Below are 21,902 nucleotides of genomic sequence, written 5' to 3' on the forward strand. Positions count from 1 at the left end.
TGGCCCGTGAGGTCGTGGTGTAACCCGCAGCGCCTGTACATCCTCCTCGTCGGCGTGAGCGGGATGGTGGCGCTGGTCCTGGCGCTGCGACGGTGGGAGCCGGTTCCCGCCCTTCCGCTCTTGATGATGCTCGGGGCCGCGATCCTCATGGACGCCTTCCCCCTCCCCATGCCCGGCGGCGGTGCCATGTCCCTGACCTTCGGCGTGACCCTGACCGCCCAGCTCCTCTACGGGACGCTACCCGCCGTCGTCGTCAACGTCCTCGGCAACCTCATCGGCTACGGCCTGCTCAACCGGCGGCCGTGGGAGCGCACCCTGTTCAACGCCGGCCAGTTCGCCCTGGCGATCCTGACGGCCGGCGCCGTGGCCACGGCGCTGGGCCTCCATCCCTGGCCCGCACCCACCGGCATCACCGTCCCGCCGCTCCACCTGGTGTTCGTCTTCGTGGCGGTCTACTGGGTGATCAACAACGCCCTGGTGGGGATGGCCCTCTACTACCACCAGGCCCATCCGCCGCGGGAGTTCCTGCGGCTCTTCTTGCGCTGGCTTCCCGTCGACGCGCTGAGCACGGCCATCGCGGTGGCCGCCCACACGGTGGTGATGATCGCCTATCAGGTCTACGGCGTGATGGGCATGGCCGTCGGGCTGACCCTGTTCCTGATGGTCAACTACCTGCTGCGGTTGCACATGCGCCTGGTCGAGGCCCACCACGACCTGCAGTCCCTGTACGAGATCACCAAGGGGCTGGCGGGGGTGCTGGAGCTGGACGATGCCTACTGCTGGATCGCCCGGGCGGTCGGGCAGCTGGCGCCCTCCGATGCCTTCGCGGTGTACCTGGCGGAGGACGACGAGGTCCTGCGCCTCCAGCACGCCAGCCACCCCGACGCGGCCGCCATCCTGGGCCGGGTGGCCGGCGATGGCGCGGTGCGCCGGGCGGCCGCCACCCGCCAGGTGGTCGAAGAAGAGGGCGAGCCCACCCTGCACACCGCCGGGTTTCGACCCACCCGCGTCCTGGCCGTGCCCCTGGCCACGGACGAACGGCTGATGGGGTGCCTTTGCCTGGCCCGGCGGGATCGCGCCTTCGGCGACCGCGAGCGGCGCCTGCTGTCGATCCTGGCCTCGCCCATGGCGCTGGCCATCCAGAACGGCCTGGTCTACGGCCGCACCCAGACCCTGGCCCACACCGATCCGATGACCGGCCTCTACAACTACCGCTACTTCAGCATGCGCCTGCGGGAGGCGCTGCGCCGGGCCGGCGCCGCCGGCCAGCCGCTGTCGCTGTTGCTCATCGACCTGGACAACTTCTCGGAGATCAACAACCAGTTCGGCCACCCGACCGGCGACGAGGTCCTGCGCCAGTTCGCCGCGGTGCTGCGCAGCGCCGTTCGGCAGCAGGATCTGGTGGCGCGGTACGCCGGCGACGAGTTCGTCGCCATCCTCCCCGGCGCCGGGCGGGAGGAGGCCGAGGCGGTGGCGGCCCGCATCCGCGAGGCCGTCCTGCGGCACCCCTTCACCGGTGTCACCGGCCAGATCGTCTTCACCCTGCGCTTCAGCCTGGGCTTGGCGGTCTACCCCTTCGACGGCCCCTCGGAGCACGACCTGATCGCCGCCGCGGATCGCAACATGTACCGCGAGAAGCGGCACCACCGGGAGCGGGACCGTCGGGAGCACGCCTGACGAGGGGGCGGCGGGCGTGCGGTTGCCCGCGGGGGCCCGTGGGCCCGGTGACGGCTGCTGGACGGGGGCCGGCCGCTCGGGGCGGACTCGCGGTCCCCTTCGTCGTTGCCGGGCCGGTTGTGGGCGGGGGCGGCTGCCCGCGAGGGCGTGGGCTGCCCTTCGGCGTCCGGTGACGGCTGGCGGGCGGGGGCGGGGGGTGGCCGGCCGCGGGGGCGTCTAGCGCCCTGCGGTTTTGCGGCGCCCGTTGCCGGGCGTGGGCTCCCCGCGGCTGTCCGCAGGTGGGGTGGGCTGCCCTTCGACGTTCCGGTGACCGCTGCTGGGCGGGGGCGGGCCGCTCGGGGCGGGCCTGCGGTCCCCTTCGTCGTTGACCACACCGGCTGCTGGGCGGGGAACTCCCGGCGGCTGCTGGCCGTACTTATGATCCAATATCTGGATTTCGAGCGCCGGCGAGTGTATAATGTTGGAAACAGGTGACGGCGACGGGCAGCGCCGTTGCCGGTGGTTGGAGCGTTCCGGTTCGCGTCGACGGCTGAGGGAGGTGGACGGCCGCGGGTGCGGCGGGACGTGTCCGCACCCGCCGACGGGTGGAGGAGGCGAGACCGGTGGGGGGCGGGCTCTGGCAACCGGCCGCTGCCGCGGGGTGGCGAGGGGCTCACCGGCTCTGGGCGTTCCTTCGCGAGGAGCTCCTGACCTGGCTCTTCCCTTGGCCGCCCTACTGCCTAGGCTGTGGCGTCGCCCTGCCCCATGGGCTGCGGGACGAACCGGCCCTCTGCGACGCCTGCGGCGTCCGGCTCGCCCACGGACCCGGAGGCCGGTGCCCGACCTGCGACCGTCCCGCCTGGCTGGCCGATGCCGAGGGGCCGTGCAGCCAGTGTCGCAACCTGGGGCCGCCGTGGGTGGCGGTCCGGGCGGTGGCGACCTACGAGGGTCTGATGCGGCGATTGATCCTGCGCATGAAGTACGGGGACGAGCCCTACGTCGCCGAGCTGCTGGGCCGGAGGATGGCGGCGCGGGCGGACGATTGGCCCCGGGACCTGGTGGTCGTGCCCGTGCCCATGCACCCGGAGCGGCTGCGGCAGAGGGGGTACAACCAGGCCGCGCTGCTCGCCCGCGCGGTGGCGCGGGCGAGCAGCCGGCCGCTGGCAGAGGGGCTGCTGGTGCGGGCCGAGGCCGGCGGCGCCCAGGCGGCCCTGGGCGCCGCCGGCCGGCGGGCCAACGTGGCCGGCGCCTTCGCCCCGGCCCGCGGCGCCCGCCGCCGGGGGCTGGCGGGCCGCCCCGTGCTCGTGGTCGACGACGTGCTGACCACCGGCCGAACCCTGGCTGCGGTCTGCGCCGCCCTGCGGGCGGCGGGGGCCGGGCCCGTATACGGGTTGACGGCGGCGGTGACGCCCCTCGCGCCGGGCCGGCACCACTCCTGATGCGCGTCATCCGCTATGAATGGCATCGGGGGTTTGCCCGAAAACACGGGTGTACCCCTCGCGACGCAGGCCCGCCCGGCTTCGGGAGCGCGGGTACCCGGCTCCCGGGTGCGAGGAGGGCGCAGCCCGCCAGACGGTGCGGCTCGGGGTGCGGACCGACCGGACGACGCTGCGCCGTGGATGGCCTGCGGCGGGCCTGAGGTGGAGGAGGGCGGGGCGATGATCATCTCGCGGCAACAGGTGCTGAGCGCGCTGAAGGCGTACGCGATGCAGCCACCGGCCACGCCCGGGGCGGGTGGCCCTGCTCCCGTGGCGCCCAACGGCAGCGTCCGACCCCCGGCGGCGGGCGGGCCGAACGCCGAGGCGCCGGTGCGGGGCGTTGGCGGCAGCGAAGGCGGCGGGAAGGACGAGTCGTCGGTTTCGTCGCTCCGCCGCAGGGACGCGTCCGCGGGGGCGCCGACGCCTTCCGTCCACGGCCCCGCCGGGTCGTCCGGCGCGGCGGCCGTCGGCGGCTCCCAGGGGCCGGGTCGGCCGCCACGGGATCGCGTCGATCTCTCGCCCGCCGCCGCCACGGTCCAGCGGCTGGTGGCCGAGGCCCGGGCGTTGCCCGACGTGCGCCAGGAGCGGGTCGAGGCGTTGCGCCAGCGGATCGCCCGGGGTGCGTACCAGGTGCCGCCGGAGCAGGTGGCCGAGCGCATGTTGCGCCGGCTGCTGGTGGACCGCGCCCAGGAGGGGCGGTAGTCGTGGCCGCCGAGGGGCGCAGCGCCTTGCCCGCGGCCCGCGGGGCCAGCCCCGCGTCGTCCCCGGCGGAGCCCGGTGGGTCGACGACCGGGTCTTCGCGGGATCCAGCCGCCGTGTCGCGGCCCGTCATGGCGGGGGGACCCCGATCGCCTTCGGCGGGGGAGGCGTCGGGGACCACCGGGGCGGAGGCCATGGACGGGCGCGAGCCGATGCTGTCGCGGGCGGACGCGCTGTGCCGGGAGCTGGTCGCCCGGACGGCGGCACAGCTGGAGCCCTGGTCACGCCTCCTGGAGGCGGCCCGGTCCCTGGGCGAGGCGCTGGTGGCCGGCGACCCGGCGGCCATCGAGGCGGCCGTGGTCGAGCAGGAGCGTTGGCTGGGGGTGATCGACCGGCTGGAGCGACGGCGCTACCGGCTCCAGGAGGAACTGGCCTCGGCCTGGGGCCTGGCCCCCTCCGCCCTGACGTGGGAGGCGCTGGCCCGGCGCCGTCCGGAACTCGGGGCGGAGCTTCGGCGGGTGCGGGATGCCCTGCGGGCGCGAATCGAAGGGGTCGAGGCGGAGAACCGCCGGAACCGCGCCCTGGCCCAGCAGGGCTTGGCGTGGAGCCGGTTCGTCCTGCAAGGCGTGGCCGGGGCGTCGGCCCACACCGCCCCGGCCTACGGCCGGGACGGACAGCGCCCGTGGCGCCCGCCGGCGCTGATCGACCGCGCCTACTGACGCTGCCGGCCGGCTCCGGCCCCCGCGCGATCCATCGCGCAAGCCGCCCCGTCGAAGAAAGCAGGCGATGAACCGGCACGCCGCGGGCTCCCGGGGCCGGGCCCGGGCCGCGGCCCGCCGCGATCCAGCGAGGGATGGCGATCATGCGGAGCACGTTCTTCGGCCTCGAACTCGCCCGGCTGGGCATGTGGGCGCAGCAGCGGGCCCTGGATGTCACCGGGCACAACATCGCCAACGCCAACACGCCGGGGTACTCGCGACAGGTGGCCCGCCTGACGCCCACCCCGCCCTACCCGCCGCCGTCGCGGACCCTGCCGGTGGAAACCGGGCAGGTGGGGACCGGCGTGCAGGTGGAGGCGATCGTGCGGGTGCGCGACCTCTTCCTGGACCGGCAGGTGCGCGACCTCCAGGGGCAGTTGGGGCGGTGGTCGGTGCGGTCGCGGACGCTGGCCGAGCTGGAGACCATCGTCGGCGAGCCCTCGGACGCGGGGCTGGCCCGGGGCCTGGGCGACTTCTGGGAGGCGCTGGCCGTCGTGGCCAACCGGCCCGACAGCCTGCCGGCCCGCACGGCGGCCGTCCAGCAGGCGCACACGCTGCTGGAGCGCTTCCAGACCGCGGATCGGCAGCTGGCCGACTTGCAGGCCAACCTGGATGCGAGCCTTGTGGCCCGAACCGACCGGGTCAACCAGATCCTCGCCCAGCTGGCCGACCTGAACCACGGGATCCGGGTAGCCACGGGCGCGGGGCAGCAGCCCAACGACCTGCTGGACGAGCGCGACCGGCTGGTGGAGGAACTGGCCGGCCTGCTCCCGGTGGCCGTCACCGAGCGGGCGGACGGCAGCGTGCGGGTCGACGTCGCGGGGCTCGTCCTGGTGGACGGCCCGGTGGCCCACCGGCTGGTCGCGGAGGAAGAACCGGCCGGCAACGGCACGGCGGTGCGCCTGTACTGGGAGCCGGCGCCCGGGAGCGGCGGCTCGGGCGGTGGGGCGCAGGATCCCACGACGCGCCAGCCCCTCGACGCGACCCTGCTGGAGGGCGGCGAGATCGACGGGCTGCTGGAGGCGCGGGACGGGCTGGTGGCCGGCCTGCGGGAGGATCTCAAGGCCCTGTTCTTCGGCCTGGCCGAGGCCGTCAACGCCATCCACCGGCAGGGCTACGGGCTGAACGACTCGGCGGGAGCCGGTGGCGGAGCGGGCCGGGACGTGTTCCTCCTCGGGGCCGGCGACGACCTGCACGCGGTGGTGGTGAACCCCGCGCTGGACGATCCGGCCAACTTCGCGGCGGCGGCCGAGCCGGGCGCCCCCGGCGACGGGCGGATCGCGCTGCAGCTCGCCCAGCTGCGGAACCAGCCCCTCGCGCAGCTGGGCAACGCCACGGCCCAGGACTACCTGGAGAGCGTGGTGGCCGAGCTGGGCATCGCCGGTCGGCAGGCGCAGGAGGGCCAGCGCACCACCGAGCTGCTGCTCGACCAGGTGACGGTGCAGCGGGAGAGCGTCCGCGGCGTCTCCCTGGACGAGGAGATGACGCAGCTCATCCGGTACCAGCACGCCTACGCGGCCGCGGCCCGTCTGGTCACGGCGGTCGACGCCATGCTCGGCATCCTGATCGAGCGCACGGGCGTGGTCGGCCGCTAGGGGATCCCGCCAACGAGCGACAACGAGCGAGGGACGGGGAGGCGAACCCGGTGCGCATCACCGGCGGCATGATGATCACCACCCTGCTGGCCGACCTGCGCCGGGCCCAGCAGCGGCTGAGCACGTACCAGAACCGGCTGGCCTCGGGCAAGCGGGTGCAGCGTCCCTCCGACGACCCCGTCGCCACGGTGGACAGCCTGCGGCTTCGCGCTCGCCTGGCGGAGGTGGAGCGGCTGCGGGCCAACGCCCAGGACGCCCGGGACTGGCTGGAGATGACGGACGGCGCCCTGGACCGGGCGGGCCAGATCGTGCAGCGGGCGCGGGAGCTGGCGATCCGGGCGGCATCGGGCACGCTGCCCGACAGCTCCCTCGACGCCATCGCCGCCGAGGTCCAGCAGCTGCGCGACCACTTGCTGGAGGTGGCGAACAGCACCCTGGGCGGCGTCTATCTCTTCGGCGGCTACCGGACGAACCAGCCCCCCTATGCCGTGGACCCCGCAAGCCCGACCGGGGTGGCCTACAACGGCGATGGCGGCGCCATCGAGCGGGAGATCGCCCCGGGGGTGACGTTGGCGGTCAACGTCCCCGGCGATGCGGCCTTCGACCCGGCCTTCGCGGCCCTTGCCCAGCTGGCGACGGCCCTGGCGGCCCGCGACCTGGACACGGTGGGGGGCGCGGCCGTCGCTGCCCTCGACGATGCCCTCGACGGCCTGCTGCGCTGGCGGGCCGCGGTGGGGGCCAAGGCGAACCGCATCGAGCTGGGGTTGAACCGGCTCGACGAGGTGCGCATCGACACCGAGCGGCTCCTGAGCGACGTGGAGGACGCGGACATCGCCGAGACCGCCATGCGCCTGGCGGTGTCGGAGGCCGCCTACCGGGCCGCCCTGATGGCCGGCGCCCGCATCGTCCAGCCCACCCTGATGGACTTCCTCCGCTGACAGCCGGCCAACGGACGGCCGGCCTACGGCGCGGCGGCTCGCTGCGGAGGGCGGCCGCCCGCTCCGTGCCCCGGCCCCGGTCCGACGCGCGGCCGGCTCAGGGCCCGGCGGCTCGCCGCCTCGGCCGGGGAGGAACCCCCGCGCCGGTTGCGAAGGTTCCACCGAGGTGAGCGCCGGGTGAGCGACGTGTCGATCCGCTTCGGGACCGACGGCTGGCGAGCCGTCATCGCGGAGGACTTCACCTTTGCCAACGTGCGTCGGGTGGCCTGGGCGCTGGCCGAGCACCTCCAGGCCAGCGGCCGGGCCCGACAGGGCGTCGCCGTCGGCTACGACTGCCGGTTCCTCTCCGACCGGTTCGCCGCCGCCGTGGCCTCGGTGCTAGCCGCGGCGGACATCCCCGTGATCCTCTCTCCCACGGCCTGCCCGACCCCGGCGCTGAGCTGGGCGGTGGTCTCGCGGCGCCTGGGGGCGGGCGTGATGATCACCGCCAGCCACAATCCCCCGGAATACAACGGCTTCAAGCTCAAGGGATGGTTCGGCGGCCCCGCCCTGCCGGAGGAGACGCAGCAGCTGGAGAGCATTCTCGCCCGCCAGGAGGCGGCCCGCCGACCGGGTCAGGAGCCCCCGCGGGGGATGGACCTCGACGAGGCCCGCCGCCTCGGCCGCGTCGAAGAGGCCGACCTGATCGGACCCTATGTGGAACAGCTGCGCCGCTTGGTGGACTGGGAGCGGTTGCGCTCCGCCCGCCTGCGGGTGGTGGTGGACCCGATGCACGGGGCCGCCCGCGGCATCCTGGCGCAGCTGTTGCGGGAGGCCGGCCTCGAGGTCACCGAGATCCGCGGCGAGTGGAACCCGGGCTTCGGGGGGCTGGCGCCCGAGCCCATCGCCCGCAACCTGGGACCGGCCATCGAGGCGGTGCAACGCCTTCAAGCCCAGGCCGTGCTGGTCACCGACGGCGACGGGGACCGCGTGGGGGCGGTGGATGCCACGGGCGAGGTCGTCGACGCCCAGCGGATCTTCGCCCTGCTGCTCCAGCACCTGGTGGAGGTGCGAGGCTGGCGCGGGGCGGTGATCAAGACCTTCGCCGGCACCCGCATGGTCGACAAGCTGGCTGCTCGCTACGGCCTCCCCTTCCGCGAGACGCCCATCGGCTTCAAGCACGTCTGCGAGCACGCCCTCAAGGAAGACGTGCTCATCGGCGGCGAGGAGAGCGGCGGCATCGGCATCAAGAACCACATGCCGGAGCGGGATGGGTTGCTCTGCAACCTGCTGTTGGCGGAGATCATGGCCACCCGCGGCCGGACCCTGGCCGAACAGGTGCGCGCCCTGATGGCCGAGATCGGACCGCACCACTTCCAGCGCAGGGACCTGCGCCTGTCGGCGGAGGGGAAGGACCGGCTGCTCCGGCGCCTCGCGGAAGACCCGCCGTCTCGCCTGGCAGGGTGGCCGGTGGAGCGGGTGGACCCGTTGGACGGCTACAAGTTGATCTTCGGACCCAGCCGCTGGATCCTCTTCCGCGCATCGGGCACCGAGCCGGTGGTGCGGGTCTACGCCGAGGCGGAGTCGCCGGAGGCCGTGGAAGCCCTGCTGGCCGACGGCCTTCGCTTCGTCGACGCCGTCGCGGGGGCGTGAGCCGACCTGGCCACCGGCGCCGCGCCCACCGCGTCGGACCTGCGGGGTGGAGCCCCCGCGTCGGGCCTCCGCGGCCCCGCGGCACCGCGGGGAGCCTGCGGCCTCGAGCCCCGTGCCGGACGGCGTCCGGCCGCGGCGGCAGGCAGGCGGCGGGGGCACGGAGGCACGGTGCCGGCGGCACACCCCTCCATCGACAGCCGGCGCGGGGCGGGGAGCCGGTTCGTCCGACCAGGTTCGATTCGACAGGTTCGATTCGAGGGGGCCCGGTCACGCGGGACCCCCTCGCCGTCTCGTGGTGCTCGAATGTTCTCGGCACCCATGGCGCCCGGCGCCCTGGCGATCGCGAAGGTTGGATGGGAGCGGCGACGGGATGGAAGGGGCAGGATGATTGGTTATCCCCAACCCTATGAACACTGCGAGAGTCCACCACGGGCCGTCATGGCGCAGGAGAAGGCGCGGTTATCAACAGGTCATCCACATTGTCCACATGCCGTGACGGGTACACTATCCACACCGGCGCAGGTCCCTTCCTGCGATCGCTTCCATCCCCTGGACGACGTCGTCGCAGCCGTCGTGGTGCAACGGGCCCTGCGCGGCGAGCCGGCGCCCGGCCGGCGGGCCGGGAGGCGGCGGCGACCCACGGGCAGGCAACGGTAGGAAGAGACCGATCCCACGCGGAACTCTTCTATACGTTCAGGGGAAGGAGTGAGGGCCGTTGAACATTGCCATCTATGGCAAGAACCTCGACGTCACCGACGCCCTCAAGGAGTACGCCCGCAGGAAGGTCGGCAAGGTGGCCCGGTACTTCAACGATACCCCCCTGCAGGCGCAGGTCACCCTGAGCATCGAGCGCGACCGCCACATCGTCGAAGTGACCATCCCTCTCCCCAACAACGGCCTCCTCATCCGCGCGGAGGAAGACTCCGAGGACATGTACGCCTCCATCGACCTGGTGGTGGACAAACTGGAACGCCAGATCCGCAAGTTGAAGACCCGCCTCAATCGCAAGGCCCGTCGGCTGGACGCGACCACGGGCCAAGCCCTGCCCGAATCCGAGACCTCGCTGGACGAACCGGCCCCGGCCGACGCCGAGGAGGAGGGACGGGTCGTCCGGACCAAGCGGTTCCCCCTCAAGCCCATGACCGTCGACGAGGCGATCCTGCAGATGGATCTGCTGGGACACGACTTCTTCGTGTTCGCGAATGCGGCCACGGGCGATGTCAACGTGGTCTACCGGCGTCGCGACGGGCAGTACGGCCTGATCGAGCCGGAAGCCTAGCGGGGCCCTGGCGGCGTCATCGCCCTGCGGTCGGCGGGCCGGTCCGAGGACCGGCCCGCCGTCGGGACAAGCCCCCTCCAGCGACCCTGGGATCCCTTGCCCAGCCGACCCCCGCCATCCCGTGTCGAACGGTGTCGGGCCGCAAGGCCGCGAACGGACGAGGGCGACGCCACTCGGCCATGGAAAATGGGACTGGGCCGTTGGCGCAGGAGCAGGTTAAGGTGAGGAAAGGAAGAACCGACTTTTCCTGACATGCGGGCCGTCCTTGCGGCCAACGGGAGGATGTTGCAGGTGTCGCAGCCCTCGTCGTGGTTCGACAACACCGCCAAGGCCATGGAGTCGGCGCTGCTGGGGCTACCCGGCGTCCTCTCGTCCCACGTGGAGGTCGACGCCGAGGGCCGCGTGCAAGCGATCCACCTGTTGGCGGGACCGGGTCGCGCCGAGCACCAGCTGCTTCGCGACGTCCAGTCGCTCATGGCCATCAGCTTTGGCCAGGAGGTGGAGCGCGGGATCGTCCAGGTCACGCGGGTGGGCGGCGGCGACGAATACGGGCAATCGCGCCTGCGGCTGCTGCGTCACCGGCTGGAGTCCGAGGGGACGCAGGTCGGCGTGGTGGTCGAACTCGGCAACGGGGACCAGGTCTTCCGGGGGGAGGCCCGCGGGAACCGGTCGCCCACGGCCTTGCTGCGGATGGCGGCGGTGGCGACCGCCCGGGCGGTGGTGGCCGCCCTCTACCGCATGGTGGAGGTCGAGGTCTTCTCGGTGCAGCGGGTGCGTCTGGGGCACCGGAGCGTCGCGCTGGTCGGCATCACCGCCGGCGGGGGCATCCTGTCGCCGCAGGAGTACGTAGGCGCGGTGCTGATCAAGCTCGATGAGACGGAGGCCACCTGCCGGGCGGTGCTGGATGGGGTCAACCGGTTCTTCGCCCTGGCAGGCCAGATGGCACCAGAAGGAACTGGCGGACAGAGCACGAATGTCTAGAAAGCACGCAATTGGCATGGATTGCCGGGTCGGTGAACCCTTCACAAAGGGATGGGCGTCGAGGCACGGTCCGTTCGGGCTTCGGGCTCCGACCCCAGCCGCGACCCCTCCGCGGACGGTGGTGACGGCCAACAAAAGGGTTCTCAAAGGTTTCGGTTACTGTGACCGGGATCCAAGCAGCGTGGCCATGAGCGGAGGCTGCCACCGGGCGATCGAGCGATCGCCGCGGGGCAGATTCGGTGGAGCGATCTGATCATGGCCCGTGCGATCAAGGTTCTGCTGCTGTTGGCGACCCTGGTTCTGGCGGCTGGGTCGAACTACCAGGTCAGCTTCTGACCGCCTCACCGGTCACAGTAACCTCCTTTCTTTGCTCGGTGAAGCGAGGTCAGACGATGGTCGTTCCGCAGCTGCGGTGGCGTCCGGGCTATTTCGCATACATCGTCATCACGGCCGCCATTGTGGTGGCTCTGGAACGGGCGATCGCGCCTGCGGACCTGTCTGATGTATTGTCCTTTTACTTCTTTGCGGTAGCCGCCGAAGCATTCCCCATTCCGGTTCCGCCGCTCAAGGGATCCATATCGCTCGGTTTCGTCGCCATATTTGCTGCGATCTTGTCCGAAGGGCCGTTATGGGGAACGCTGATCGCAGCATTGGGCACCATCCGCCCAATCGATTTTGATGGCCGCATTCCACTCCGTGGCATCCTATATAACCGATTCCAGTTGGGCCTATCCGCTTTCATTGCTGGTCACGTGTACCATGCGCTTGCAAATGGAGCCGACATAACAAGCCGGCAATCCATTGCTGGTTTCCTTCTGGCGGCTCTGGTCTACTTCATTGTAAACGTCGGAATGTTTAGCGCATATGAGCCTGTTTCACGGACACTGACTTGATCGGGACGGGCTGGAAGGTACTGAGCCTATACAGCAACATCGCATGGGTTGGCGGTCAGCATCGCGTCGGTGAGGGGGCCCCGGTCGCTGCCCTTCTACGCCGGCGCCGCAGCAGTGCAACGAAAGGGTAAGGACGCGGATCTCTCCGTCACCCTTCGCCAGAGCTTCAGCAAGTTGTGGGTCAAGCAGAGCAGCTTCCACTCGCTGTCACACGCCGCCAGACCGCGACGCAGGAACCGGTCGGCGCCTCGCACGGCCTTGATCTGCCCAAACACCGGCTCCACGGTCTGGCTGCGCTTGGCGTAGATCGCCTGCCCTCGCCGGGTCCGCAGCTTGCGTTCCATCCGCTCCCGCAGGCTCAGCCCCTTGGGGATCCGGCCCCGCGGAGGGGGTGCATCCTTCACCGCCTGACGATGCTTCCACTCCTTGCTCGTCGCCAGGAACAGCTCCGGCCCTTCGGCCGGCGCCTGCTTCACGTTCGCCTCGCTCCAGTACCCCGCATCGGCCACCACGGCCCGGATGGGCTCGTCCACGCCCGCGGCCCGGAGGTTGGCTTGCGCCTGCTGGAGCATCGGGTGCAGTTGGCCCACGTCGTTGGCGTCCTGCGTCACCGCCGCGGCCACGATGAGTTGGTCTTCGCTCACCACCGCCTGGGCGTTGTACCCTTGCACAAAGCCCTGCCGGGTCTTCAGGATCCGGCTGTCCGGATCCGTGATGTTGGCCTTGGCTGCCGGATCCACCGAGGGATCCGGCGCCTTCGGCTTCCGCCCCCGCCGCTTCTTGCCGGTCGCCTGCTCCTGGGCCTTCCGTTCGTCGATGCGGGCCTGCTGCCGGGCGGCTTCCCGGGCCGCCTCGTCCTCCAGCCGCCGCTTGCATGCCTTTAGCCGCTCCAGCCGGCTCGCACGGTGGCGCAGCTCCTCCGGCAACTCGTCCCCACGACGCCCGGGGCCGTACCGCTCATCTTCTTCTCGGTCCGTGGCCTCCGCTTCCCGGAGCATCTTCTCCACTTCCTGGCGAATCGCATCGTAGGTTCGGTTGGCCGCCAGCGAGGCGTTGGCCTTCATCTTCGTCCCGTCAAGGGCGACCACGCCCACCTTCCCGAGCCCCGCCTCGCGGCACAGCCGCAGCACCTGCGTGAACAGCTCGGCCAGTTCCCGCGCATGGCGCTGGCGGAAGCGGGCGATGGTCACGTGATCCGGCTTCTGGTTGGCGGTGATCACCCGGAAGGCCACGTCCTCGAGGCACAACCGCTCGATCCGCCGGCTCGACCGCTCGCCGACGCAGTAGGCGTACAGCAGCAGCGTCACCATCATGGTCGGGTCGTAACTCTCTCCACCCCAGCCGTCGGCGCGGTACTTCTCGTAAAAGGCCCGCAGGTCCATCTGCTCCACCGCATCGATCAGGAACCAGGCCAGATGGTCCTCAGGCAGCCAGTCGCGAAGGCTCGGTGGAAGCAGGTACAGTTGGTCACGGTTCACCGGGCGGAAGTTGTAGGCCATAGGGACACCTCGGGCGACGGAGAATTCCAATCCATGGCCTCACTTAAACCCACGTGGGTGCAATCCTGCGGAAATACCTGGGTTCGTGAAACAGGCTCATATGTATGTCGATTCAAAGGGGTTCGTCTCGCCGGCGTCGTCCATCATTTGAAGACCATGGGTATGGTCAACTATGTAGCCCTCATGCCCTTGGCCTACCTCATCTCGGCGATCCATCGCTGGGTCGGCCCCATCGGGATGGTCCTCTTCCTGCTCCCCCTTGTCGTGGCTCGCTTCTCCTTCAAGCGGTATCTCGACGTGCGTCACATGTTCCTGGGGACGATCCGCGCCCTGGCCCTGGCCCTGGAGGCTCGGGATCGCTACACGTATGGTCACGCCGATCGGGTGGCGAGGCTTTCGGTCGAGATCGGCAAGGCCCTGAACCTCAGTGACGACGAGCTGGAGCAGCTGGAGTACGCGGGGATCCTGCACGACATCGGGAAGATCGGCGTCCGGGACGAGATCCTCAACAAACCGGGGCGGTATACGCCGGATGAATACGAGGAGATGAAGCGGCACCCCGTCATCGGGGCGCGCATCGTCAGCGGCATCGAGTCGCTGGACGTGGTCTCGCTCTGGATCCGGCACCATCACGAGCGCTTCGATGGCACGGGCTATCCCGACGGACTGCGGGGAGAGGACATCCCCCTGGGTTCGAGGATCCTCGCCGTGGCCGACGCCTTCGACGCGATGCTCTACGACCGGCCGTACAAGGCCGGGCGGCCGCTGCCCGAGGTGATCGAAGAGCTCAAGCGGTGTTCGGGGACCCATTTCGATCCGCGGATCGTCCGGGTGGTCCTGGACCTGATGTCCAGTCCCCAGCGGGTGGCGGAGCTGACGCGGCCTCCAGAAGTCCGGTTCGTGGAGCGGCTCGCGTCGCTCTACGGACTGAGGCCCCCCGTCCCGGGCTGGCGGGAGCGGCCGCTGGTGGTCGAGGAGGTTGCGGGCGCGGAGGAACCGGTGGATCCGCCGGGGTAGTCTAGTTGGGGAGCCCCCTCGATGGGCGGCGTCCCGGAGCGAGGGCGTCGGGCGGAGGCGTTGGAGGGTGTTCCTGGCGAGTCTCTTGCTGGCCGTGGCCATCGGGTGGATCCGGGGCGGTTCGGTGAAGCGGATCGGGCGGCTGCCCCTGCGGTGGGTGGGCCTCCTGCCGGTCCCGCTCGTCCTGCGTTCGATGTTGCAACACCCATCGTCCGTTCACCTCCCGTGGGTGGTGCAAGGGGCCGAGATCCTCCAGTTCGTCGCCTATGCCTTGCTCGTCGTGTTGGCGATGGTGAACCGCCACCTACCGGGCTCCGGCTATCTCATCGGCGGCAGCCTCGCCAACGCGCTGGTCATCACCGCCAACGGCGGGCGCATGCCGGTCAGCGAATGGGCGATCCACGTGGCGGCCCACGACCTCGAGCGGGCCGCCGCCGTCGCCAGGCTGGCCGGGGGCGACAGCCTGACCCATGAACTGCTGGGGCCGGAGACGCGGCTGCCGTGGCTCGCGGACATCATCCCCCTGCCCCGGCCGTTTCCCTTCCCCTCGGTGGCCAGTGTCGGGGACGTGCTCATCGCCGTGGGACTGATGTGGCTCGTGATCGCGGCGATGGGGACGAGGCACCCGGCGGGGCAACCCGTGGCGCCTGTCGGCGGGACCGGCAGGGGCAGGCGGTGATGCCAGGGATGCCGTCCATCCCCGTTCCGTCGCGCAGGCAGCCGCTGCGCAGGGAGCCCGCCCCCGTCCGGCTGCGCGGGCGGAAGGGGCCGCAGGGCGGCGGAGCGCGCGCCGGATGGACGGGGACAGCGAGGAGCGAGCGGCGGGAAGCGGGAAGCGGTCCAGCGGTCCGACCGGGTCGTGCGGCGGGAAGGGGCCCGGGCGGCCCGCGGCGGACGGGGTGATGGATGCCCGCGGCGTCTGGGGTGATGGGTGTCCGACGCGACGCGCCGACGTCGCCGCCCGGGTGGGCCGATGTCGCCGCCTGCGTGGAATGCCCCCCTGCCCGCGTGGAATGCCCCCCATGACCATGCTAGAATAAGGAGGACGCGCGGCCGGTCGGTCGCTGGCCGATCGGCCGTGCCCGTGTTCCCATGCCCGGACGCGGTCGACCCGGGGCGTCTCCCGGCGCCCCGGTGGCGGGCCCAGGTGCCGAGCATTCCCCGGCGCGAGCGCGACGCCGGTTTTTTCTTCAGGAGATGAGAGCGATGCTCGGGTTGCTCCGCAACCTCTTCAACTACAACGAGCGGGAGATCCGCCGGCTGTCCCGGGAGGTCGAGCGGATCAACGCCCTCGAACCCGAGATGGTGCGCTTGACCGACGCCGAGTTGCGCGCCAAGACCGACGAGTTTCGCCGGCGCCTGGCCGACGGAGAGACCCTGGACAACCTCCTCCATGAGGCCTTCGCCGTCGTGCGGGAGGCCGCCAGGCGCGTGCTCGGCATGCGGCCCTTCGACGTCCAGCTGATGGGCGGCATCGTGCTCCACGAGGGCAAGGTCGCCGAGATGAAGACCGGCGAGGGCAAGACCCTGGTCGCCACGCTGCCCGCCTACCTGAACGCCCTGACGGGGCGCGGCGTCCACATCGTCACCGTCAACGACTACCTGGCCAAGCGCGACGCCGAGTGGATGGGCCGGGTCTACCGGTTCCTCGGCCTGAGCGTGGGCGTGATCGTCCACGGCCTGACCTTCGAAGAGCGGCGGCGCGCCTATGCCGCGGACATCACCTACGGGACGAACAACGAGTTCGGGTTCGACTACCTGCGCGACAACATGGCGCTGTATCCCGAGCAGGTGGTCCAGCGCGAGCTGCACTACGCCATCGTCGACGAGGTCGACAGCATCCTGATCGACGAGGCGCGGACGCCGCTGATCATCAGCGGCATGGCCGACAAGCCCACCGAGCTCTACTACAGGTTCGCCGAGATCGCGCGCAAGCTCGAACGCGACCGGGACTACACGGTGGACGAGAAGGCGCGCACGGTGGCGCCGACCGAGGGGGGCGTCCACCGGGTGGAGCAGATGCTGGGGGTCGAGAACCTCTACGCCCCCGACAACCCGGTGGACTACGCCCATTACCTGATCAACGCGCTCAAGGCCAAGGAGCTGATGAAGCGCGACGTCGACTACGTCGTCAAGGACGGCCAGGTGATCATCGTCGACGAGTTCACCGGCCGCCTGATGTTCGGCCGGCGCTACTCCGACGGCCTCCACCAGGCGATCGAGGCCAAGGAAGGCCTGAAGATCGAGCGCGAGACCCAGACGCTCGCCACCATCACGTTCCAGAACTACTTCCGCATGTACGAGAAGCTGGCGGGCATGACCGGCACGGCCGCCACCGAGGAGGAAGAGTTCTCCAAGATCTACGGCCTCGACGTCGTGGTGATCCCGACGAACAAGCCGATGATCCGGCGCGACTACCCCGATGTCATCTACAAGACCGAGGCCGCCAAGTTCCGTGCCGTGGTGGAGGAGATCGTGGAGTGCCACCGGCGCGGCCAGCCCGTGCTGGTGGGCACGGTCTCCATCGAGAAGTCCGAGCGGCTGAGCGAGATGCTCAAGCGGCGGGGGATCCCGCACCAGGTGCTGAATGCGAAGTACCACGAGCGGGAGGCCGAGATCATCGCCCAGGCCGGCCGCGTCGGCGCGGTGACCATCGCCACCAACATGGCGGGCCGCGGCACGGACATCCTGCTGGGCGGCAACCCGGAGTTCCTGGCGCGGCAGCGCATGCGCAAGCTGGGATACCCGCCCGAGGTCATCAGCGCCGTCTCGGGTCAGCTCGACCCCGATGACCCCGAGCTGGCCCAGGCGCGCCGCGACTACCTGCGCCTCCTGGAAGAGGCCAAGCGGGAGACCGAGGCCGAGCACCGTCGGGTGGTCGAACTCGGCGGTCTGCACATCATCGGCACCGAGCGCCACGAGTCGCGGCGCATCGACAACCAGCTGCGCGGCCGCGCCGGCCGCCAGGGGGATCCCGGTTCGTCCCGGTTCTACCTGTCGCTGGAGGACGATCTGCTGCGCCTGTTCGGCTCCGACAGCATCCGCGGCATCATGGACCGGCTCGGCGTGGAAGAGGATGAGCCCATCGAGCACCCGCTGATCACGCGCGCCATCGAGAACGCCCAGCGCAAGGTGGAGCACCGCAACTTCACCCTGCGGAAGCAGGTCCTCGAGTACGACGACGTGATGAACAAGCAGCGCGAGGTGATCTACGCCGAGCGGCGGCGGGTGCTCAACGGCGAGGACGTGCACGAACACATCCTCGGCATGATCGACGACATCATCCGGGCGGCCCTGGACAACTACTGCAACGAACACGCCCACCCGGAGGAGTGGAACCTGGAGGGGCTGGTGGAGTATCTCGAGGGCAACTTCCTCCCCGCCGGCACCCTCCGCGCGGACGAACTGACCGACATGGGCCGCGACGCCCTGGCCGAGCAGATCAAGGCCGCGTTCCTCCGCCTCTACGAGGAGAAGGAGAAGGCCGTCGGCAGCGCGACGATGCGCGAGCTGGAGCGGGTCGTGCTGCTGCGGGTGGTGGACCAGAAGTGGGTCGACCACCTGGCGGCGATGGACGATCTGCGCGACGGCATCGGGCTGCGCGCCTACGGTCAGCGCGACCCGCTGCTGGAGTACAAGTTCGAGGCCTACGAGATGTTCCAGCAGATGATCCAGAGCATCAAGGAGGACGTGGTGCGGATTCTCATGCACCTGGAGGTGCGGCCGGGGCAGGCCGAGCCCCAGCGGCGGCGCGTCGCCGTGGGGGCCCGGGAGGAGGCCGGCCGGGTGCCCGTCTTCGCGCTGGCCGCGACGGGCGGCGGCGCGGAGGGCGCGGACGCCGGCGAAGCGGCCGGTGGGGCCGCCGGGCCTGCCGCCGCCGTCGCGGGCCGTGGGCGCGCCGTCGGGGCCGGGGCGGGAGCGGCCCCAGCCGCCGCGCGGCGCGAGCCCGTCCGCGTCCACAAGGTGGGGCGTAACGACCCTTGCCCATGCGGCAGCGGGAAGAAGTATAAGAAATGCTGTGGTCGCACGGCGTGAGCGCCCGGAGGGCCGCGGCCCGTCCAGGGCCCGCGGGGCCGCCGGCCCTGGCAGGAAGCGGGAGGAGGGACGCATCGGCATGTGGGACGAACTGCTGCGCCGCATTCGCGCCCTGCGTCCGCGGCTGGAAGAATTGAGGGATGATCTTTGACCTCGCCGGCAAGCGGCGGGAGATCCAGCGCATCGAGACCGCGATGACGGATCCCTCGTTCTGGGACGATCCGGCCCGTGCCCAGCAGCAGGTGCGCCAGCTGAAGCTGCTCAAGGGGCCGGTGGAGCGCTACGAGGAGCTGGAGCGCCAGCTGGACGACCTGCAGGTGCTGGCCGAGCTCGCCGCCGAGGAGGCGGACATGTCGGTCGTCCCGGAGATCGAGGAGGGCATCGCCAAGGCCGAAGCGGGGCTCCGCCAGCTGGAGCTGGACCTGTTGCTCACCGGGCCCTATGACGGCTACGACGCCATCGTCTCCCTCCACCCTGGCGCCGGGGGGACGGAGTCCCAGGACTGGGCCCAGATGCTCTGGCGCATGTACACCCGCTGGGCGGAGGACCACGGCTACCAGGTCGAGGTGCTGGACCTGCTGGAGGGCGAGGAGGCGGGCATCAAGAGCGTCACCTTCGCCGTCCGTGGGCCCAACGCCTACGGCTACCTGCGCAGCGAGCACGGCGTCCACCGGCTGGTCCGCATCTCGCCCTTCGACGCCGCCGGCCGGCGCCACACGTCCTTCGCCTCGGTGGACGTGCTGCCGGACCTGGGCGACAGCCCGGAGATCGAGATCCGGCCGGAGGACCTGCGCATCGACGTCTTCCGGGCCGGTGGCCACGGCGGCCAGCACGTCAACAAGACGGAGTCGGCGGTGCGGATCGTGCACCTGCCCACGGGCATCGTCGCCACCTGCCAGAACGAGCGGTCCCAGCACGCCAATCGGGAGACGGCGATGAAGATCTTGAAGGCGCGCCTGGCCCGCTACTACGAGGAGCAGCGGCTGAAGGAGATCGCCGCCCTGCGCGGCGAGGTGGGCGAGATCGCCTGGGGCAACCAGATCCGCTCCTACGTCTTCCAACCCTACACCCTGGTCAAGGACCACCGGACCGGGGTCGAGGTGGGCAACGTGCAGGCCGTCATGGACGGCCACCTGGACCCCTTCATCAACGCCTACCTCCGCTGGGAGGCCGCCCGCACGGGCAAGCTGGGCCGCGGCGGCAGCGCCGGCGACGGCCGCGACAAGGGGGTCGCCGCGGGTGACCAGGCCGCCGGGGCGATCCCGCCGTCCCCAGGGGCGGGCGCTGCCGGGGACGGCGCCGCCGACGGCGGGCGCGACGGGCGGGCCGGCGTCGCAGGCAAGGCGCGGGCCGGTTCGTCCGAGGGAGCGGGCCGGAGCGGGCGCTGAGGGCCGGCCGGGCCCGCTCCCCCGCGGCCGCCTGGTGCGGCGCCTGCCGACGGGGTCCGGCGTCGGAAGGGCTTGCCGGTCAACTCCCGAACCGTCCCATCGATCACTGTACGGGAGGTGCCGTCCGGCCTCCCCTCGCCGTGCCCCCGCCTGGAGCCATTTCCACCGCACGGGGGCAGGGTTTGTCCCCGGGCCGTCGAAGTACGCCGGGCGCGGGAATTGTCGAGAGGTGGCACCCCCCGTGATCGAGTTCATCAACGTGAGCAAGGTCTACCCCAACGGGGTTACGGCGCTGGAAGACGTCAGTCTGCACGTGGAGCGCGGCGAGTTCGTCTTCCTGGTGGGGCCGTCCGGGGCGGGCAAGTCCACGCTGGTGCGGCTGATCTACCGCGAGGAGACGCCCACACAGGGCGTCGTCATGGTGGACGGGCTCAACGTCGGGCGCCTGCGGCGACGGGACGTGCCCTTCCTGCGCCGCCAGATGGGCGTCGTGTTCCAGGACTTCAAGCTGCTGCCCAACCGCACGGCGTACGAGAACGTCGCCTTCGCCATGTTCGTCACCGGGCACACGCCGCGCCAGATCCGCCGGCGCGTGCCCGAGGTGCTGGAGCTGGTGGGCCTCCGGGACAAGGCCGGCGCGCTGCCCTCGGAGCTCTCCGGGGGGGAGCAGCAGCGGGTGGCGGTGGCCCGGGCCGTGGTCAACCACCCGAAGATCCTGCTGGCCGACGAGCCCACCGGCAACCTGGATCCCGAGACGGCCTGGGGCATCATGGAGCTGCTGGTGGAGATCAACCGCCGGGGGACCACCGTGCTGGTGGCGACCCATGCCCAGACCATCGTGAACGCCCTCAAGCGCCGCGTGGTCCGGCTCGAAGGGGGCCGGATCGCCGCCGACCACGCCCAGGGGGTGTACGAGCGTGCGATTTGATACGCTCGGCTACTTCCTGCGCGAGGCGATCACGGGGATCCGGCGCAACGGGTTCATGAGCTTCGCCTCGGCGTCCACCGTGTTCGTGTCCCTGGTGGTGCTCAGTCTGCTGCTGGTGGTGGCGGCCAACATCCGGCACCTGGCGGGCTATGTGGAGTCGCAGGTGGCGGTGGTGGCCTTCCTGTCGCCGGACGCCTCCCGCGAGGAGGGCCGGGCGTTGGAACGGCGGATCGCCGCCATGGACGGCGTGGCCGAGACCCGGTTCGTCACCAAGGAAGAGGCCCTGCGTGACCTCAAGGCGTTGCTCGGCGATCGGGCCGATCTGCTCGAGGGGGTCGAGAAGGAGAACCCCCTGCGCGACGCCATCGAGGTCCGGCTGGCGGATCCGCGCTACGGCGAGCAGGTGGTGACCGCCCTGCGCCAGGGGCCGGGCGTCGAAGACGTCAAGTTCCGGCGGGATCTGGCGGACCGGATCCGCCGCATCGGGGATGCGATCCGGCTCGGTTCGGCGGTGTTGGTCGGCCTGCTGGCGGTGGCCACCCTGTTCCTCATCTCGAACACGATCCGGCTGACAGTGTACGCGCGGCGGCGCGAGATCCAGATCATGAAGCTGGTGGGCGCCACCGACTGGTTCATCCGCTGGCCGCTGATCATCGAGGGCATCCTGCTCGGCCTGGTGGGGGCGGGCGCCGCGGCGGCCCTGGCCTGGTGGGGGTATGACCGGCTGATGCTGGAGGTCACCGAGGCCATCCCCTTCGTGCCGCTGGTGCCCAAGGAGCCGCTGCTGGGCGAGGTCGCCCAGGCGCTGCTGGTGGGGGGGACCCTGCTGGGCGCCTTGGGCAGCTCCATGTCGGTGCGTCGTCACCTGCGGGTGTGAAGGGTTGAAGGCGGTTGCCAAGGGACGAACCGGCCGTCGCGCGCGCCGGGGCGGGGTGGGCACCCGGGCCGGCGCGCGGGGTTCCGCGGCGGTCGGGAGGCATCCCAGGCCGGCGGCATGGCCGTCTATGGGAGCGCGACATGCCACAGGACGGAAGGACGATGCCGGGGAGGGCGTCTTGGTATGGCATGGCGTGATGCGGGGGGGCCGGGGTGGGACGAGCCCCGGTCCGCCGGGGAGGGTTCCGAT

At 71.3% G+C, this 21,902-nt stretch carries 16 protein-coding genes and 1 pseudogene; 16 read left to right on the forward strand and 1 reads right to left on the reverse strand.

Annotated elements, in window-relative coordinates; translation table 11 throughout:
* Positions 1-6: 6 nt before the first annotated feature.
* From E1B22_RS04515 to E1B22_RS04565, 10 genes are all read left to right on the forward strand, one after another.
* Positions 7-1,677 carry a diguanylate cyclase gene (locus E1B22_RS04515; protein WP_135224732.1) on the forward strand — a complete coding sequence of 557 codons (1,671 nt, stop codon included), beginning with the start codon at positions 7-9 and terminating at the stop codon, positions 1,675-1,677.
* 602 nt (positions 1,678-2,279) lie between these two features.
* Positions 2,280-3,095 carry a ComF family protein gene (locus E1B22_RS04520; RefSeq protein WP_243123723.1) on the forward strand — a complete coding sequence of 272 codons (816 nt, stop codon included), beginning with the start codon at positions 2,280-2,282 and terminating at the stop codon, positions 3,093-3,095.
* Positions 3,096-3,314: 219 nt separating this feature from the next.
* Positions 3,315-3,836, forward strand: coding sequence for a flagellar biosynthesis anti-sigma factor FlgM (flgM, locus tag E1B22_RS04530; protein ID WP_167758846.1), 522 nt, complete (start codon positions 3,315-3,317; stop codon positions 3,834-3,836).
* A 113-nt stretch (positions 3,837-3,949) separates the two neighbouring features.
* On the forward strand, positions 3,950-4,552 hold the full coding sequence (locus E1B22_RS04535; protein ID WP_243123726.1) for a flagellar protein FlgN: 603 nt from the start codon (positions 3,950-3,952) through the stop codon (positions 4,550-4,552).
* A 143-nt stretch (positions 4,553-4,695) separates the two neighbouring features.
* On the forward strand, positions 4,696-6,186 hold the full coding sequence (gene flgK / locus E1B22_RS04540; RefSeq protein ID WP_135224734.1) for a flagellar hook-associated protein FlgK: 1,491 nt from the start codon (positions 4,696-4,698) through the stop codon (positions 6,184-6,186).
* 50 nt (positions 6,187-6,236) lie between these two features.
* On the forward strand, positions 6,237-7,124 hold the full coding sequence (gene flgL, locus E1B22_RS04545) for a flagellar hook-associated protein FlgL (protein WP_135224735.1): 888 nt from the start codon (positions 6,237-6,239) through the stop codon (positions 7,122-7,124).
* A gap of 177 nt (positions 7,125-7,301) precedes the next feature.
* Positions 7,302-8,756, forward strand: a complete 1,455-nt coding sequence (locus E1B22_RS04550; protein ID WP_243123727.1) for a phosphoglucomutase/phosphomannomutase family protein — start codon at positions 7,302-7,304, stop codon at positions 8,754-8,756.
* A gap of 715 nt (positions 8,757-9,471) precedes the next feature.
* Complete coding sequence (hpf, locus tag E1B22_RS04555; RefSeq protein ID WP_135224737.1) at positions 9,472-10,035, forward strand: ribosome hibernation-promoting factor, HPF/YfiA family; 564 nt, start codon at positions 9,472-9,474, stop codon at positions 10,033-10,035.
* Between the two features lie 282 nt (positions 10,036-10,317).
* A complete protein-coding gene (locus tag E1B22_RS04560) occupies positions 10,318-11,016 on the forward strand; it encodes a hypothetical protein (RefSeq protein ID WP_243123728.1) in 699 nt (232 codons plus the stop codon).
* 392 nt (positions 11,017-11,408) lie between these two features.
* Positions 11,409-11,909 (forward strand): hypothetical protein, encoded by a 501-nt coding sequence (locus tag E1B22_RS04565; protein WP_135224738.1) that lies wholly within the window; start codon positions 11,409-11,411, stop codon positions 11,907-11,909.
* A 95-nt stretch (positions 11,910-12,004) separates the two neighbouring features.
* Here E1B22_RS04565 and E1B22_RS04570 read toward each other — a convergent pair whose 3' ends face one another.
* A complete protein-coding gene (locus E1B22_RS04570; RefSeq protein ID WP_135224739.1) occupies positions 12,005-13,408 on the reverse strand; it encodes a transposase in 1,404 nt (467 codons plus the stop codon).
* Between the two features lie 156 nt (positions 13,409-13,564).
* On the opposite strand from E1B22_RS04570, the gene E1B22_RS04575 reads away from it, so the two are divergent.
* The 6 genes and pseudogenes from E1B22_RS04575 to ftsX all read left to right on the forward strand — a co-directional run bounded on the left by E1B22_RS04575 (position 13,565) and on the right by ftsX (position 21,653).
* Positions 13,565-14,425 carry an HD-GYP domain-containing protein gene (locus E1B22_RS04575; RefSeq protein ID WP_243123830.1) on the forward strand — a complete coding sequence of 287 codons (861 nt, stop codon included), beginning with the start codon at positions 13,565-13,567 and terminating at the stop codon, positions 14,423-14,425.
* 67 nt (positions 14,426-14,492) lie between these two features.
* A complete protein-coding gene (locus E1B22_RS04580) occupies positions 14,493-15,104 on the forward strand; it encodes a DUF5317 domain-containing protein (protein ID WP_135224740.1) in 612 nt (203 codons plus the stop codon).
* Positions 15,105-15,631: 527 nt separating this feature from the next.
* Positions 15,632-18,460, forward strand: a complete 2,829-nt coding sequence (gene secA, locus E1B22_RS04585; RefSeq protein WP_135224741.1) for a preprotein translocase subunit SecA — start codon at positions 15,632-15,634, stop codon at positions 18,458-18,460.
* Positions 18,461-18,539: 79 nt separating this feature from the next.
* A pseudogene (gene prfB / locus E1B22_RS04590) lies at positions 18,540-19,632 on the forward strand (peptide chain release factor 2); the annotation flags it as partial.
* Between the two features lie 457 nt (positions 19,633-20,089).
* Positions 20,090-20,776: a cell division ATP-binding protein FtsE gene (gene ftsE, locus E1B22_RS04595; protein ID WP_135224742.1), complete on the forward strand. Its 687-nt coding sequence runs from the start codon at positions 20,090-20,092 to the stop codon at positions 20,774-20,776.
* Positions 20,766-21,653 (forward strand): permease-like cell division protein FtsX, encoded by an 888-nt coding sequence (gene ftsX / locus E1B22_RS04600; RefSeq protein WP_135224743.1) that lies wholly within the window; start codon positions 20,766-20,768, stop codon positions 21,651-21,653. The genes ftsE and ftsX overlap by 11 nt, the downstream gene beginning before the upstream one ends.
* Positions 21,654-21,902: the final 249 nt, after the last annotated feature.

Source organism: Thermaerobacter sp. FW80 (genome assembly GCF_004634385.1).
GTDB classification, from domain to species: domain Bacteria; phylum Bacillota; class Sulfobacillia; order Thermaerobacterales; family Thermaerobacteraceae; genus Thermaerobacter; species Thermaerobacter composti.